The organism is Methylomonas sp., assembly GCF_023228165.1.
Classification (GTDB): Bacteria; Pseudomonadota; Gammaproteobacteria; order Methylococcales; family Methylomonadaceae; genus Methylomonas.
In genome coordinates this window covers 1-15270 of record NZ_JALOBS010000012.1, presented here as the reverse complement: position 1 = coordinate 15270, position 15270 = coordinate 1, and the positions used below count along the sequence as shown (strand labels likewise).

The following is a 15270-nucleotide window of genomic DNA, read 5'->3' as shown; positions in this document are numbered from 1 at the left end:
AAATTCAGGTTTGAAAAGCGTTTTTAATCCAATTGATGCGGCTATCGCCGGAAAGAGCCACCACATCAAAACGAATGGCGTAATGGCTCAGTTTGTTGATTATGACATAGTGTTGCGTGGCAGCGACGATGCGCGCCTGTTTTTGCCGGGTAATGCTGGCCAAAGCGCCGCCGAATTGTTCGGATTTGCGATAGCGTACTTCGACGATCACTAGCGCGGCACCGTCTTTCATCACCAGATCCAGCTCGCCGGCTTTGCAACGAAAATTACTGGTGACCAGCGTCAAACCCTGCTGTTGTAAATAGTCCAGCGCCTGCCGTTCGGCGCTATCGCCCTTGACTAAATGCGCGGGCTTGGGTTTGCCGAATACCATTATTCGGCAAACCCAGAGGCCACCGGCAACCCGCCCTTGAATTGCGCGCAAACCAATTTACGGGTGACGCGATTTTCACTATCCAGCGACAAATGTCCAGTGGCGCCGGCATACGGCCTAACCGGCAATTGATCCAAATGTCCCAACAAATTGTAAGCGTCAACGCCCAGCGCCACCAAGCGGCTTAAACTGTCCGGCATGCCTTGCAGACTGTTTTGCAAGGCGGACTGACTCAACGGCCCGCTAAAATAACTATCGAACAGCCAGGGCATATCGCAAAACTCGAACGAACCTAATTCGGCATCTTGCACCGGGTTGGGAGATCCGGAATAGATGGTCGGCATGGCATACACAGCCAAATCGGTGTTTTGATGGTATTTCAATTGCGGCGCCAGCTCCCGAGCGGCATCGGCATTGGCGCTCAGCAACAGAGCACGGGACGGTTGCTGAGCGCCGGGGTAATTTGAAGAACTAATCAGCTGATTCAACACGGCGCCAATATCATGCTGTCTCGGATCGTAAGATTGTATGCCCGCCACCGTACCGCCATGATTCTGCCACGCCGTCGCCAAATAATTGCCGATCCGTTCGCCTTGGGAGGTATTCGGCACCAACACCAGGGCACTTTGTCGGCCATCGTGAAGCGCTTTAACCGCTAACGCTTCCGCTTCATCGATTGGACTCAAGCCGAACTGATACAAATGGTTTTGGCTAAGATTATCGACGTGATTCAACGCCAGCACCGGCACACTGAGATTGGCATTATTAGCCAACGCTTGAATCTGCTCTTTAACCAGCGGCCCAATCACCTGCTTGGCCCCTTCGGCAACCGCCTGCTGATACAGGCTGCCGACATCATCCTGAGCACTGTCGTAAAACTTTAACGGCAGCTGCGGCGCGGCACTGGCGGCGAGCCGATAAGCCGCCTGCAAGCCCACTTTAATCGCCTTACCGGCAGGCGCATAAGCGCCGGAAGTCGGCAACAATACCGCTATCATGCCAGCCTCGGATTGTTGAGCCTGCGCCACTTGCTCTGAAACATTTTCCTCCGCCGAAGCACTAGCGGGCGTGGACAGATACGCCTGCAAAAATCCGGCGTTGGCGGCATGACCCGGATAATCCTGCCGCCACTGCTGAATTTGGCCATTTACATCGAAGCCCGGCTGATTCCGCTGCTTAAGGATCTTGGCAAGCGACATCCAACCACTCAATTCGCCGGCCATTTGCGGTCGGGCCTGCAGGGCCTCTTCCGGCAATACGCTGAGCATGTCGATAATGGCGGAAATATTGGCTTGCTGCTGCTGCGGGTCTTGCAACAAATTGCCCAGCCTGATGCGGGCGCTAACCCCTTGCAATACATCGCCCATCAACAAATCGGCAAACGCCAGCGACTGGTAATAATTGATCTTATCCTGGGTCGGCAACAACGCGGGCCGGACCATTTTCAGTTTTTGCATGGCATGTTCCGCATCGCCCATGCTCAACGCAATCTGCCCGTCCAGTAAATTGAATTTAGCGCGTTGTTCCGGGGACAACTCAGCTTCATTAATCAAATCCAGCTCTTGCCGGGCTGCCTGATTATCGCCACCTTGAATAAACGTGTCGGCACTCAGTAAATGCCTGTCGGCCTGGCCATCCGCCAAACCGTAACTTCTCACCATGGGCGCAACCGGCCGGCGAGCTGGCTGTTGGGTTCTTACTTCCAAGTGCGTCCGGTTTTTCACCGGTTCTGGCGTACAGGCCGTTAAAAAAAAGCCGGCAAAAACACAGCAGACCAGACAGCGACGGGGCATAATGAAAAAAAACTTTGAATCAGACATAGCAGCGGAGGGCTTAAAACAAATGTCCGGAAAATTATACGTGGTTGCCACGCCAATAGGTAATCTGGCGGATTTCAGCTTCCGGGCGGTCGAGGTTCTCAAGCAGGTGGATTTAATCGCCGCCGAAGATACCCGCCACGCCAAAATGCTGCTAAACCACTACGGCATCAACAAACCGCTGGTTTCGCTGCATCAACATAATGAAGAACATGCTTCGCGAGGCTTGATCGAAAAAATACAAGCCGGTCTATCCATTGCCTTGGTTTCAGATGCCGGCACCCCATTACTCAGCGACCCCGGCCTGCCGCTGGTGAAATTGGCCAAACAAGAAGACCTGGAGGTCGTCCCCATCCCCGGCGCCTGCGCACTCATCGCCGCCTTGTCGGCCTCCGGCCTGCCCATCACCCGCTTTACCTTTGAAGGTTTTCCGCCGCGCACCGCCTCGGCCCGTCGAAGCTTTTTTCAGGAGAAACTGGCCGACACCACCACGTGGGCTTTTTACGAGTCCAGCCACCGTATTCAGGCCGCATTAGAAGACATGGCGGAAATTTTCCCCGCCGATCACGAAATCGTCATAGCTCGCGAAATCACCAAGTTACATGAAACCATTTTAAAAGCCCCGCTGGCTGACGCCGTGCTAGCGGTGCAAAGCGACGAAAACATGCGCAAGGGTGAATTCGTGGTCATCGTTGCCGGGCGCAAACTCGAAGCCGATCAACGGCAACTTAGCGACGAGCACTTAAAAATTCTGCGTCTGCTGCTAACAGAATGTTCGATCAAAACCGCCGTGGCCCTAGCCACGGAAATTACCGGACAGCGCAAGAAACTTTTGTACCAGGCCGCGCTGGAGATGCAAGCAAACTAGTGCATGATCGATCCAGCCCGCCCCCTTTAGAAATCTCTATAATTTTTAATAGCCTGCAAGGATTTTGGATTAATCCAATCTGTTTGCTACGCAATCTCATGCCAATGCAGCTCAATCTTAGCTTCGCTTTTATCGGCTTCTATAGGCCTGTAAATTTGCTTTTTTTCGGGATGTAAGTAGCTCAATATGGTACAAAGCCCATGAAGCTTATCTTTGATAACCACCTTTGAGGCGAACGGGGGGGCTTTTTTACTGGCGAGCCAAATATTAGTTTTTCAGGGAAAAAGATTTGTATTTCTTAGAAAATGATTTTGTACCCAACACATTGATTACTTTGTGTCACAAAAATTAACATACAGTGAAAAGAGGCAAATAATAACGGTGGTAGATGGGTATTTCATATAACCGATACAAGGCTTTCAGAATTTTTCTCGGTTTAGTGCTCTTGGCTATAACTCGATTAATTCACTTTTTATAAAAATAAATAGAAAAAAGGAAATACAATGAAGAACTCAAAACTCACATGGATATTGACTATATTTTTAACGATCCTTATTCAAGCTTGTGCCACACCTCAGTATAAGACTTTCTATAACTATGATCCTCCCACAACAGCGGAAGGACGATCTTGTACCTTCCAATGTGAAAACACAAAGATGTCGTGCGAACAATTAGACCAAATGAGGGTCAATAATTGCCAGCAAATGGCTGAAATGAATTATCAAAATTGCGAGACCCGGGCTGATACGAAATATAATCAATGTGTTGCTTCCGGCCAAAAATACTGCGCCAAAGACTGGTGTACCAAACAGGAATGCGAAGCAAGCTCTCAATGCGATAATCAATATCAGCGCTGTTATTCAACATGTGGCGGCAAGGTTACTTCCCAAACACGTTGTGTCGCCAATTGCCAGCCCAATTAGCTTAAAATAAGCCCTACCTATTTAGAAAATTGAGGTTTGGCATTTTTAAATGCCAAACCTCGCCTTGCTCTACAGCAGATATGAGTTAATAAGTTTTTTAGTATTCTGAGTTTTGCGGATTTTGATTATTTGAAGGCGATGCCTGATTAATAATCGGCGCTGGTTTTTCTTCTTCCTGGAAACCCGGAGATTCCTTGAAATTAGCCGTTGTATCGCCTTGAGGCGGCGCAACATAAGTTGGTGGGCAACCAGTTAAAGAGCTCAAGCTTACACACACTATTAATAATTTCTTGTTCATAGGTTAGATCCTGTTAGTTAGTTATTTATTGTTATACAACTAGTAGTCTCGGTTTTCAGATTAATTTAATTTGATGGCCTCCATGCACAAACAATTAGAAAAATTAAACTACCGTTAATGCTTCGCCTGCTTTAATAAAAAACCGATGATAGATTTATTTTAATTGGCTTTTCTAATGTACACGTTATCTGAATGCCTTGCTAATTTCTTCAGGGATTGGTTAAACCCGATTGGATGCACTAAATAGTGCTCTGCCGTCGCCAAAAGTCACATCGTTCGAATTATTCCATGCCGTCACTACCCTGCTGTTGATTCTTCCCCGACCTTTTGCGCATATCGGGGCTGGCACAGCGATAACGCAAAGCGGATAAGAACCTATTACGGTTTTCAATCCAATGATTGCAAAATGAAGGATTCGGCCGTGGACCTTTTGGTAGATCCTGCTCATCGGTCAGCCGGAACATGTTTTTGAGCGATCGAGTTCATCGTAACTAATGTTCGCGGTTCTGATCGAGCTTACCTCGCCGCCATAACGACCGTCCTTGCCGGACCAAACATGCAGAACATTGCCGTTAATGCTACTATCATCCGCGCGTTGGGCTACGAGCTATCTCGAACTCGTTCGCTGCTTAGCGAAGGAGAATTCAAACATTAAGAACATGCGCTGATAAGGCACAAGTCGTTGTTATTCATTGTAGTAATTTTGGGTAGTTCGTTTTAGAACGGCCCTAATTCTTGAATTGCAGATTGGATTCTCCGGGTAAGTAAATCTTAATTCGCACAATGCAAGTTCATCTATTATCAAGGGGAATCAGCATATGAGTAAAAATATTCAACAAGCTCCCGTTTTACTAAATCGCGATGATTTTCTCCTACAAATGCTTCGTCATCTTTCGGGAACATTGCAAGACGTTATTGGTTTACAAGAAGCAGAAGGTTTTATCGCACTGGTAGGCCAAAAAATCGGTGAAGAAATCAACCAAGAATATCGACAAGCATTGCAGCTAGACCGTCTGAATAAAGCACAAGTGGCTGAAGTGCTTGTTGATTTAAAGAAACGTGTCCATGGCGACTTTTATATCATCGAAGAAACCGATAGCAAAATAGTCTTCGGTAATCGACAGTGCCCCTTCGAAGACAAGGTAATCGGCCGAGAGGCCCTATGCATGATGACTTCAAATGTTTTCGGCGTTATTGCCGCGGAAAATTTAACATACGCTAAAGTCAGCATTGATGAATCCATTGCGCGCGGGCACTCAGGTTGTAAAGTTACATTACATTTTGATCCGAACTCATCGGCTGAAGGAATTGAATATTATGGGTCTGAATAATGGGCTATCAGATGAAACGGCAAAATTTTTGGACGCGTATTCATTGCCCTCCGGGGTCATGAATGCCGAAGGACAATGGCTCTTTAAGAATTTAAGCCTCAAAGAATATCTGGCGCCTCTCGATAAAGAATGTTTTTTTGCACTTCTGGAAAATAGAAAGCAAGAAAGCGCTGTAAAAAAACTTATCGTGCGAAACAAGCGGGTTCAGCTAGTCGAGGCAAAGTTAGTGGCAAATGTCACCAATATGATCGTTTGCTGCACACGCATTGATCTCACTCTTTTTAGTCATCCCGTTTATCTCATAGAATTTCATCACCGTGCACAACGTTTGCATGCTTTTTCATCTCTAAATCGTTTATACCTGGAACAAAACAAACATGAAAAGAAAACCTTAACCACCGACCTAAAGTTGCAACAAGCAGTATCGGACTCGCGTATCGACCCGCTCACTAAAATTGCCAACCGCCGGGTCCTGGAAGAGGCGTTGCCAACACTCTGGGATCAAGCGTTTCATTCCCGCTCGTCAATTTCATTTCTGATGTTGGACTTGGATTTTTTTAAGAATATTAACGATACCTATGGCCATTCTCAAGGTGACAAAGTTCTTATTCAGGTGGCGAAAACGCTGACAAATAATGTTAAACGAACCGGTGACATTGTGACACGATTTGGCGGAGAAGAATTTGCCGCACTGCTCCCCAATACCGATATCGCCGGCGCTCAGTGCGTATCCGATAAGATACTTTTAGCGGTAAGGAAACTGAATATCCCGAATGAAGGCTCTGCTATCGCTAATTACCTGACTGTTTCAGTTGGGAGTTATACGGCTACACCGTCCCACCTAAAAGTCGACGTAGCTAATATTGTCCACTTAGCCGATCTCGCTTTATACCAGGCTAAAGAAAAAGGCAGGAACTGCGCCGTACACTATGAGGTTTCCGAAGACATTGAACTCACCACCGATAACTGACTTTTTCCAACACCCGCCGCACACTCGCCGGCATCCTAGCCCATCAACAACTGACTGCGATCATTTCTTTTAGGCAACAAAGCATCAGTCAATCCCGGGGTATCTTGATAAAATCAGACCAATCAGACACCGACACCGGAAAACACAATGCGCGAACTGACTACACACGAGCTATACCAGGCATTGGAATATGCTAAATCCATCGATGAAACCGCCGGCAGAAAAATCCTGCAGCAATTTCAGCTTGATCAATCCGCATTTGCACAAACCATCTTTGGGGTTTTTCCCACTGTTATTGCCCGACAGAACCAAGACATGGCTAATTTGTTTATGGATCTGTGCTTCGATGTAATTTGTGTGTTTGAAAAAGCGTTTGGCCCACTGCCTTCTCAAAATACCCTGGGTTTCGACTGGCTGGAAAAGAGCGCCGTACTGCTGGATACAGAACTGCAGGCTTTAATGACCGATCGGCCCATGGAGCCAAAAATCCGCGACAAACTGCAGGATCGCTTTTTGGAGCGCATCATGGACGGCAACTCGCAAACCGGCTTGGTCAATTTCATGAATGCCGCGATTGACGATTTTGCCTCGGAAAACCCGATTCGCGTCAAAGCCACCCGCATTACGCAAACTCTGATTTTTACGGTGATACAGTTGTTCGGTGTCATGTATGACCACGCAACGGCTCATTAACCTTCCCTTACTAGCTAACCCAGGCAACCCATGATTTCTAAATTATTGAAAGGTGACTGGATTAATCAAATTCTAACCCCCAAAGTATCCGACATTCAGTTGCATGAAAAACTGCGGCAGGCGCGTCAACATCTGCCCATCCCGGTATTTTGGTTATTGGGTAAAACCCAAAGCGGTAAGTCGTCCATCGTTCAAGCTTTAACCAGTTCCAGCCGCGCTGAGATTGGGCAAGGGTTTCGCCCATGCACCCGGCGGTCTTTCGTTTTCGATTTTCCTGACTCGGAAACAGCCTTTGTACGTTTTTTAGATACGCGGGGACTGGGCGAAGCAGGCTACGACCCCGCCGAAGATATGGTTTGGTGCCAAAGCCAGGCACATTTATTGATGGTTGTGATTAAAGCCATGGATCATGAATTAGACGGCGTATTAGCAGCGATTCGCGCGATTCGGCATAGTCGTCCTGAGTGGCCATTGCTGGTGATACAGACCTGTTTGCATGAAGGCTATCCGCATAAATCCACGGAACATGTGCTGCCGTATCCCTATGCCGCCGATCAATTTGCCAGTAACTGCCCAGCCGACTTGGCCCGTTCCCTAAATGTGCAACGGCAACATTTTAAAGACTTAAACGCCCAGTTTGTGGCGGTGGATTTGACGCAGGAACAAGACGGTTATGTCCCAGCCGATTACGGTCTCGATGCCTTGTGGTCGGCCATCGAGTTGGCCTTGCCGACCGGATTGCGGCAGATGTTGTTGCAAAACCGGGCGCAAAGAGACCAGCTCAACGATGTTTATCTGCAACACGCGTATCCGCACATCCTGGGATACGCCATATCTTGCGGACTGCTGGCAATGACGCCCGTGCCCGCCGCCAGCGTGCCGCTGGTGATTACCGCGCAAGGCAAGTTGTTTCATAGTATCGCGTCAATTTACGGTTTACCGCTGACACGGCGTAGCGTCTACGAAGTGACCAGCGCGATCGGCATCGGCGGCTTAAGTTTTGGATTAGGCGTGCGCGAATTGGCTAAATTTGTGCCGGGTTGGGGGTCGCTAATTGCCGGCCTATCCACAGCCGCAATTACCTATGCCTTGGGCATGACCCTTTGCTATTACTATGCACAAACCCGGCAAGGCCATGCCTTCTCTCCGGAAATGCTGAAGGCGGTCTATGACGATCAATTACAACAAGGCCGCGAATTATTAAAAGACAGGTTCAGTAAGGGTGCTCAATCATGATCAAACGAGCTTGGCCCTGGCTGTTGATGCTTTTTATCGGCAGCATTCCGTTTTTAGTGTTAATGGCTTGCGGTGCCTGGTGGTTATGGCAACAGCAGTGGTTTTGGATATGGCTCAATTCATCCGTGGCTTGTACGGGCCTTATTTGGATTGTGTCCCGCTGGCTGAATCGTTCTAGAAAAAGGGCGCGGAAGGAAGGCGCGGTCAAGCCGGACACCCCATTTTCGCAACGCGATCAAGCCGCCTGGGATGCGGTGCAGGCACTGGCGCCCACCATTAACCAAGACACTCGAAGCGGACTGGATCAAATTGATACCTGGTTAAAGCTAGGGCAACAGGTTCTGCTGCTGGTGGCCCGGCACTACCGCGCCAATGCGACGCAACCGGAAATGGATATTCCCGTTACGGAGCTACTGCGGCTAGCCGAGCAGGTATGCCATGACTTGCATCGACAAATAACGGGGCATATACCCTTCAGTCACGTGATTACCTTGGCGGATGGTTTAAATATGCAGCGTTGGCTGGACCATTTAAGTGACGCTAATACCGCTTTACGCTTGGGGCGCGTGGTATTGAATCCCATGAGCGGGGTATTACAGGAATTAAAAAATTATGCTCAGGATAAGGCCGTGGCTTTAACCGTACCGCGTCTGCAAGACTGGTTATTGGAAACCTATATTCAGAAAGTGGGGCATTATGCCATCATGCTGTATAGCGGGCGCATGGCGGTGGAGCCGCAAAAATCGGATATCTTGTCAGCCCAGTCACGGGACGATGAGTTACAGGCAACGGAGCGGCAGCAAACGCAGAGTCAGGAACCGATCCGTATTCTGGTGGCGGGACAAACCAATGCCGGCAAATCAACCTTGATCAATACCTTGTTTGATTCGCCACGCGCGGCGGCTGATGTGGTTTCCTGCACCGACGCGATCATGCCTTATACGCTGGATCGCGAAGGCGCGTTTTCCGGCCTGATTTTCGACACGCCTGGTTATGGCGAAAACACCAGTTGGATACATGACAATCGGCAGGAGTTGGATAAAACCGATTTAGTCATGCTGGTCTGTCATGCCAACAATGCGGCACGCTCCGCCGACCGGCATTTTTTGCATGAATTTCACCGGCACTACCATCATCAAGCCAATCGGAAAATTCCGCCCATCCTTGTGGTGGTAACCCATATCGATGAACTTCGGCCGCTTCGAGAATGGCAGCCACCCTATGATGTGCTAGAACCTGATTGCGTAAAGGCTGTCAATATTCGCGCCGCCATGGACGCCATTCAGCAAGATTTGGCCCTGCCGGACACCACCGCCCTGGTACCGGTTAGCTTGGGCAATAATGACGGTTTAGGCGTTTATAACGTCGATTCCTTGTGGCTGGTCATGGGCCAGCAAATGGATGAAGCAAATCGGGCCCGTTTGTTACGATGCCTGAAAGATGCCAAAAACCGGCAGAAGTGGACTTTGCTGTGGCAGCAAGTCGCTCAAGCCAGCCGTTGGTTTTTAAGAAAATCCTGGTAACCATGAGGCAGGGGAATAGCGCTTGGCGAAATCGGCGATGACACACCGTTTCCCTGAATACTGGTAATCTTAATGCTCTCAAACAGCGATCATATCGAGAAAATCATGAGTGTCCCTCCCGTTGAAGTCATTGCCAAACAAAGCCGCCAAGCGGCGCGCCAATTAGCATCGGCGCCTGAAGCATTGCGAAATCTTGCCCTGGCTAAAATGGCCGCGGCGCTTGAGTCGGTCAAAACTCGGGTTCTGGAGGTTAATGCCCTGGAAATCATTAAGGCCCGGGATGAAGGACAGTCCGATGCGATGATCAAGCGTCTGACGATAGACGACAAAACCTTTCTGTACCTGCTGACGCGCTTGCAAAAAGTGGCGCAGTTGCCGGACCCGCTGAATCGAATACTGTCGGGGCATACCAATCCAAATGGGCTGCGGGTCTGTAAAAAATCGGTACCGCTGGGCGTCATCGGTATTATTTATGAATCGCGACCCAACGTCACCACCGATGCCGCCGGGGTGTGCATCAAAAGCGGCAATGCGGTCATCTTGCGCGGCGGGTCGGAAGCCCTGCTTACCAACACATTGCTTACCGATGCCATGATTGCAGGCGCCGTTGACGCAGGCTTGCCACAACACGCGCTACAGATCATCCGCACCCCCGGACACGAGGCGGTGAGCGAGCTGCTGAAAATGGACGAGTATATCGACGTGTTAATTCCGCGTGGCGGCAAAGGCTTAATCAAACGTATTGCCGAAGGCACCCGCATTCCGGTCATTAAACATTACGACGGCATTTGCCACCTCTATATCGCCGCCGATGCAAATCCCGATCAGGCGGTCGCCATCGCCGTTAACTCGAAATGCCAAAGCGTACAGGTTTGTAACGCGCTGGAAACCCTGCTGGTCGATAAACAGTGTGCCGAACAGCTGTTACCGCTGCTGAAGACGGCGTTCGGCTCAAACCGGATCGAGCTGCGCGGCTGCGATGCGACGCAAAAGCTGTTGCCGGGTATTGCAGCGGCGACGGAAGACGACTGGCATACCGAATATCTAGCGCCGATTTTGTCGATCAAAATTGTGGACGGTATTCAATCGGCGATTGCTCACATCAATTACTATGGCTCGGGACATACCGACGGCATCGTCACACAAAGCCTGAACATGGCTCAACAGTTTGAACAGCAGGTGGATTCGGCGTCGGTGATGATAAATGCTTCCACAAGATTGTCGGGCGGCGGCGATTATGGTTTGGGGTCGGTGGTCGGCATCAGCACGGATAAAATTCATGTCCGCGGCCCGGTCGGGCCAGACCAGCTCACAACCTACAAATGGGTTGCTTATGGCGATGGACATTTAAGGGCTTAGAAAACGCCAACAATGCCTTTTGCAGCCAATCCCCATTCAAAAGAATTTTAACGCTGTTCAGTAAATTTGCCGACCGAGTTGCCGGAAACCGGCTGCTTGTTCCCCCTTTTTTTTTCATCGCTTTCCTTCGGTTAAACTGATTTCACCTTGTCAAGCAACCGCTATTTCCTTATTCTGTGTAGCTATAATTTATCTGGAGATCACCATGCGCGTCGCTGAATTAATGACCAGCAAAGTTTTTACCGTGGAACCCCACGATCTGATCGATCGGGTTTTCTTTTTAATTCATTACGAAAAAATCCGCCATCTACCCGTGGTGGAGAAAGGCAAATTGGTCGGTATCGTGTCCGACCGCGACCTTTATAAAGCCCTGGGACCGAAAAGCAACTCCAACGCGGTCGAAACCAATAAAGACAATACTCAGCTGCATGTGGTGTCACAAAAAGTCGTGCACATCATGCACCGAGGCGTTTATACCGTCACCGCCGAAACACTGGTTTCCGAAGCAGCCGCCATGATGGCCGATCACCGTATCGGCGCCTTGCCGGTGGTAGAGGGCAACAAGCTGATTGGAATTTTGTCCGCTACCGATATTCTCAAGGTATTTTCCAAACTGGAACATGCCCGCGAAGAACGGGAAAAACGCATTGCCGAAGGCCAAGCGCAAAGCTAAAACTAAACTCGGTTTTTTTTACGACATACTTTCGTTTTAGAAGTTCTGTATAATTACTCCCAGAGTTGGCCGAGCAGCCGCCGTTTCATGCAAATGAAAGGGAGGAAAGTCCGGGCTCCATAGGGCAGGGTGCCAGGTAATGCCTGGGAGGCGCGAGCCTACGGAAAGTGCCGCAGAAAATATACCGCCTGGTTCTTTTAGAACCCGGTAAGGGTGAAATGGTGCGGTAAGAGCGCACCGCGCAGCTGGTAACAGCTGTGGCATGGAAAACCCCACCCGGAGCAAGATCAAATAGAGGCGCATACGCGTGGCCCGCGCGGCGCCTGGGTAGATTGCTTGAGCGGCAGGGTGACTTGCCGCCTAGATGAATGGCTGTTCTCGACAGAACCCGGCTTACAGGCCAACTCTTTCTCTTCCCTTTTGCAATTCGCAAAATCTTCCCATGAATTTAAAAACCGACGAATTTTTTAGCAAGGCCGACGAATTGATCGACGCCGGGCGCTTCATCGACAGCAAGGGTTGGGTACCGGCCACCAGCGGTAATTTTTCCGCGCGCTTGAGCGACGGCAACATCGCCATTACGGTTTCTGGCCGGCATAAAGGCCAATTGCTGCACGATGATATTATGTTGATCGACCCGCAAGGCCAGTCACTCGACGGACAAAAGCCTTCCGCGGAAACCTTGCTGCACACCTCGCTTTACCGGCGTTTTCCTGCCGTCCAAGCAATTTTGCACCCGCATTCGATCAATGCTACCTTGGCGGCGCGGCTGTTCAAATCCGAAATCGTCTTGAAAAATTACGAGCTATTGAAAGCGCTTGCCGACATCGATACCCACGAATCCCGCGTTAGCATACCGATTTTCGCCAACGATCAGAATATTCCGCGTCTGGCTACCCAAGTGGAAAATTTTCTGGATCGAAATAGTGACATCCATGCCTATATCATTGCCGGTCACGGTTTTTACACCTGGGGCCGCTCGGTGGCGGAAACCCTGCGCCATCTCGAGGCGCTGGAATTTTTATTCGATTGTGAAATACGTCTACACGGAGTGAAACAACCATGAGCGCATTAACTATCTATCCGGCCAATCAACCGCAACAGGGTAATACCTGCCGTGACTTCGACAGCATTTCAGAACAACTCAAGACTATCGGCGTGCAATTCGAACGCTGGGAAGCCGGCAGCGAATTTATTTCCGAAGTCGAAGTTCTCACAGTCAAGGACGCTTATCAACAACACATCGACAGACTTACCGAACAGTTTGGTTTTAAATCGGTGGATGTTGTCAGCTTGAAACCCGACCATCCGGAAAAGGAGGCCATGCGGCAGAAATTTCTGTCCGAACATACCCACGACGACTTCGAAGTACGGTTTTTTGTGGAGGGCAGGGGCTTATTTTATTTACATGTCGACGACAAGGTGTACGCCATTTTCTGCGAACAGGGCGATTTGATCAGCGTGCCGGCGCATACCAAGCACTGGTTCGATATGGGCGAAATGCCGGATTTTAAATGTATTCGGCTATTTACTACTGAAGACGGCTGGATTGGCAACTTTACCGGCGACCCGATTGCAGACAGCTTTCCCACTTTAGACCAGTATTTGACCAGTTTATGACCAAAGCGATCCTCACCGACATTGAAGGCACCACCTCCTCATTGTCTTTTGTAAAGGATGTGCTGTTTCCCTATGCCCGCGCCCATCTAGCGGATTTTGTCCGCCAGCATGGCCGGGAGTCGGAAATCAAGGCATTACTGGATGATGCGCGGCAAATTGCCGGCCAAGCGCTAGATAACGAGCAATTAATCGATCAATTCACGGATTGGATAGACCGCGATCAAAAAGTCACTCCGCTTAAATCGTTACAAGGCCTGATCTGGCAAGACGGTTACCGGCAAGGTGCTTTTACGGGCCACGTATATCCGGACGCGGCGGAACGTTTAAAACACTGGCATGCCAAGGGCTATGCGCTTTATGTGTATTCGTCCGGTTCTGTCTATGCACAAAAATTATTATTCGGACATAGCGAATACGGCGATTTGACGCCATTATTTTCCGGTTATTTCGACACCCATATCGGCAGCAAACAAGAAGCAGCGTCCTATCAGGCCATAGCTCGACAATTACAGTTGCCCGCCGCCGATATATTATTTTTATCCGATATCGAAGCCGAGCTGAATGCCGCGCGCGCAGCCGGGTTCGATACCTATTGGTTAGTGAGGGATCACGCCATCGATCAGCAAGCCGCTCATCGGCAGGTTAAAGATTTTGCCGCTATCCCGTTATAAGCAATAGGCGATTGGCTATGAAAATCGCGATTTTATCCCGCGACCCCACGCTGTATTCCAGCGTGCGCCTGATGGAAGCTGCCGCGGCCCTTGGTCATCAAGCCCGCGTGTTGGACCCTACGCATTGCTACATGAACATCACCTCGATGAAGCCTTCGATACATTATCAAGGCGAAAATCTATTGGGCTACGATGCGGTGATTCCACGAATAGGCGCCTCGATCACCTTTTACGGCACAGCGGTATTGCGCCAATTCGAGGTCATGAATACCTTTTGCCTGAATAACTCGGCCTCCATCAGCCGTTCCCGCGACAAAATGGCTTCCAGCCAATTACTGGCCCGCAAGGGTATCGATTTGCCGATCACCGCCTTTGCCCATAATCCCGACAACATCGAAGATCTAATCGCCGAAGTGGGCGGCGCACCCTTGGTTATCAAATTGGTGGAAGGTTCGCAAGGTATAGGCGTGGTATTGGCGGAAACCGACAATGCCGCCCGCAGCGTGATTCAAGCCTTTATGGGGCTGAACGCCAACATCATGGTGCAGGAATTCATCCAGGAGTCCAAAGGCAGCGATATCCGCTGCTTCGTGATTGGCGACAAGGTGGTAGCTGCCATCAAACGCCAAGGCCAGGAAGGCGAATTTCGCTCCAACCTGCACCGTGGCGGCAGCGCCGCATTGATAAAATTGACGCCGCTGGAACGCGCCACGGCAGTGCGGGCCGCGAAAATTATGGGACTGAATGTCTGCGGGGTGGATTTACTTCGCGCCAATCGCGGGCCATTGGTACCGGCGAGTGACGGCTTCCGGCGGTAAAGATTATTCACCATCCCTGAGTGAATAATCGCGCCTACACCGTCACGGTGATTGCCTTCGGCGGCCCTGGCCGTCCGCGTCACCTCGGCTTTGACCC

14 protein-coding genes, 1 other RNA gene and 1 pseudogene are annotated in these 15270 nt (G+C 49.9%); 13 read left to right on the top strand and 3 right to left on the bottom strand.

All coding sequences use genetic code 11. The annotated features are described in order from the left end of the window. Positions 1-4: 4 nt before the first annotated feature. Together M0R33_RS10530 and M0R33_RS10525 are read right to left on the bottom strand one after the other, a co-directional pair. Positions 5-373, bottom strand: a complete 369-nt coding sequence (locus tag M0R33_RS10530; protein ID WP_292568541.1) for a YraN family protein — start codon at positions 371-373, stop codon at positions 5-7. Then, complete coding sequence (locus M0R33_RS10525; RefSeq protein WP_292568539.1) at positions 373-2166, bottom strand: penicillin-binding protein activator; 1794 nt, start codon at positions 2164-2166, stop codon at positions 373-375. The genes M0R33_RS10530 and M0R33_RS10525 overlap by 1 nt, the downstream gene beginning before the upstream one ends. 49 nt (positions 2167-2215) lie before the next feature. Between M0R33_RS10525 and rsmI the strand changes: the two genes are divergently transcribed. Continuing rightward, positions 2216-3058 (top strand): 16S rRNA (cytidine(1402)-2'-O)-methyltransferase, encoded by an 843-nt coding sequence (gene rsmI / locus M0R33_RS10520; protein WP_292568795.1) that lies wholly within the window; start codon positions 2216-2218, stop codon positions 3056-3058. A 1020-nt stretch (positions 3059-4078) separates the two neighbouring features. On the opposite strand, the gene M0R33_RS10515 is transcribed toward rsmI, so the two are convergent. After that, positions 4079-4279: a hypothetical protein gene (locus M0R33_RS10515; protein ID WP_292568537.1), complete on the bottom strand. Its 201-nt coding sequence runs from the start codon at positions 4277-4279 to the stop codon at positions 4079-4081. 818 nt (positions 4280-5097) lie between these two features. On the opposite strand from M0R33_RS10515, the gene M0R33_RS10510 reads away from it, so the two are divergent. The 12 genes and pseudogenes from M0R33_RS10510 to rimK all read left to right on the top strand — a co-directional run. Continuing rightward, on the top strand, positions 5098-5610 hold the full coding sequence (locus M0R33_RS10510) for a methanogen output domain 1-containing protein (protein ID WP_292568536.1): 513 nt from the start codon (positions 5098-5100) through the stop codon (positions 5608-5610). Beyond that, on the top strand, positions 5597-6580 hold the full coding sequence (locus tag M0R33_RS10505; RefSeq protein WP_292568534.1) for a diguanylate cyclase: 984 nt from the start codon (positions 5597-5599) through the stop codon (positions 6578-6580). Before M0R33_RS10510 ends, M0R33_RS10505 begins: the two co-directional genes overlap by 14 nt. A gap of 147 nt (positions 6581-6727) precedes the next feature. Continuing rightward, positions 6728-7273: a hypothetical protein gene (locus M0R33_RS10500; RefSeq protein WP_292568532.1), complete on the top strand. Its 546-nt coding sequence runs from the start codon at positions 6728-6730 to the stop codon at positions 7271-7273. Positions 7274-7303: 30 nt separating this feature from the next. Further along, on the top strand, positions 7304-8509 hold the full coding sequence (locus M0R33_RS10495) for a GTPase (protein WP_292568530.1): 1206 nt from the start codon (positions 7304-7306) through the stop codon (positions 8507-8509). Then, positions 8506-10032 (top strand): GTPase, encoded by a 1527-nt coding sequence (locus tag M0R33_RS10490; protein ID WP_292568528.1) that lies wholly within the window; start codon positions 8506-8508, stop codon positions 10030-10032. The genes M0R33_RS10495 and M0R33_RS10490 overlap by 4 nt, the downstream gene beginning before the upstream one ends. A gap of 105 nt (positions 10033-10137) precedes the next feature. Next, complete coding sequence (locus M0R33_RS10485) at positions 10138-11391, top strand: glutamate-5-semialdehyde dehydrogenase (protein ID WP_292568526.1); 1254 nt, start codon at positions 10138-10140, stop codon at positions 11389-11391. Between the two features lie 205 nt (positions 11392-11596). Further along, positions 11597-12064, top strand: a complete 468-nt coding sequence (locus tag M0R33_RS10480; RefSeq protein ID WP_292568524.1) for a CBS domain-containing protein — start codon at positions 11597-11599, stop codon at positions 12062-12064. 61 nt (positions 12065-12125) lie between these two features. Beyond that, positions 12126-12476: RNase P RNA component class A (gene rnpB / locus M0R33_RS10475), an RNA gene on the top strand. Between the two features lie 30 nt (positions 12477-12506). Further along, a complete protein-coding gene (locus tag M0R33_RS10470; RefSeq protein WP_292568522.1) occupies positions 12507-13130 on the top strand; it encodes a methylthioribulose 1-phosphate dehydratase in 624 nt (207 codons plus the stop codon). Continuing rightward, positions 13127-13684: a cupin gene (locus M0R33_RS10465; protein ID WP_292568520.1), complete on the top strand. Its 558-nt coding sequence runs from the start codon at positions 13127-13129 to the stop codon at positions 13682-13684. Before M0R33_RS10470 ends, M0R33_RS10465 begins: the two co-directional genes overlap by 4 nt. Further along, entirely contained in the window at positions 13681-14355 is a 675-nt protein-coding gene (gene mtnC, locus M0R33_RS10460) for an acireductone synthase (protein ID WP_292568518.1), read from the top strand. Before M0R33_RS10465 ends, mtnC begins: the two co-directional genes overlap by 4 nt. Positions 14356-14372: 17 nt before the next feature. After that, positions 14373-15146: pseudogene (rimK, locus tag M0R33_RS10455) on the top strand (30S ribosomal protein S6--L-glutamate ligase); the annotation flags it as partial. Between the last annotated feature and the right edge of the window lie 124 nt (positions 15147-15270).

What these genes read in the sequence shown, in the direction of transcription:
- mtnC (WP_292568518.1), top strand. Translation starts at nt 13,681, where the DNA reads ATGACCAAAGCGATCCTCACCGACATTGAAGGCACCACCTCCTCATTG.
- M0R33_RS10485 (WP_292568526.1), top strand. Translation starts at nt 10,138, where the DNA reads ATGAGTGTCCCTCCCGTTGAAGTCATTGCCAAACAAAGCCGCCAAGCG.
- M0R33_RS10495 (WP_292568530.1), top strand. Translation starts at nt 7,304, where the DNA reads ATGATTTCTAAATTATTGAAAGGTGACTGGATTAATCAAATTCTAACC.
- M0R33_RS10500 (WP_292568532.1), top strand. Translation starts at nt 6,728, where the DNA reads ATGCGCGAACTGACTACACACGAGCTATACCAGGCATTGGAATATGCT.
- M0R33_RS10490 (WP_292568528.1), top strand. Translation starts at nt 8,506, where the DNA reads ATGATCAAACGAGCTTGGCCCTGGCTGTTGATGCTTTTTATCGGCAGC.
- M0R33_RS10525 (WP_292568539.1), bottom strand. Translation starts at nt 2,166, where the DNA reads ATGCCCCGTCGCTGTCTGGTCTGCTGTGTTTTTGCCGGCTTTTTTTTA.
- M0R33_RS10465 (WP_292568520.1), top strand. Translation starts at nt 13,127, where the DNA reads ATGAGCGCATTAACTATCTATCCGGCCAATCAACCGCAACAGGGTAAT.
- M0R33_RS10480 (WP_292568524.1), top strand. Translation starts at nt 11,597, where the DNA reads ATGCGCGTCGCTGAATTAATGACCAGCAAAGTTTTTACCGTGGAACCC.
- M0R33_RS10515 (WP_292568537.1), bottom strand. Translation starts at nt 4,279, where the DNA reads ATGAACAAGAAATTATTAATAGTGTGTGTAAGCTTGAGCTCTTTAACT.
- M0R33_RS10505 (WP_292568534.1), top strand. Translation starts at nt 5,597, where the DNA reads ATGGGTCTGAATAATGGGCTATCAGATGAAACGGCAAAATTTTTGGAC.
- rsmI (WP_292568795.1), top strand. Translation starts at nt 2,216, where the DNA reads ATGTCCGGAAAATTATACGTGGTTGCCACGCCAATAGGTAATCTGGCG.
- M0R33_RS10470 (WP_292568522.1), top strand. Translation starts at nt 12,507, where the DNA reads ATGAATTTAAAAACCGACGAATTTTTTAGCAAGGCCGACGAATTGATC.
- M0R33_RS10530 (WP_292568541.1), bottom strand. Translation starts at nt 373, where the DNA reads ATGGTATTCGGCAAACCCAAGCCCGCGCATTTAGTCAAGGGCGATAGC.
- M0R33_RS10510 (WP_292568536.1), top strand. Translation starts at nt 5,098, where the DNA reads ATGAGTAAAAATATTCAACAAGCTCCCGTTTTACTAAATCGCGATGAT.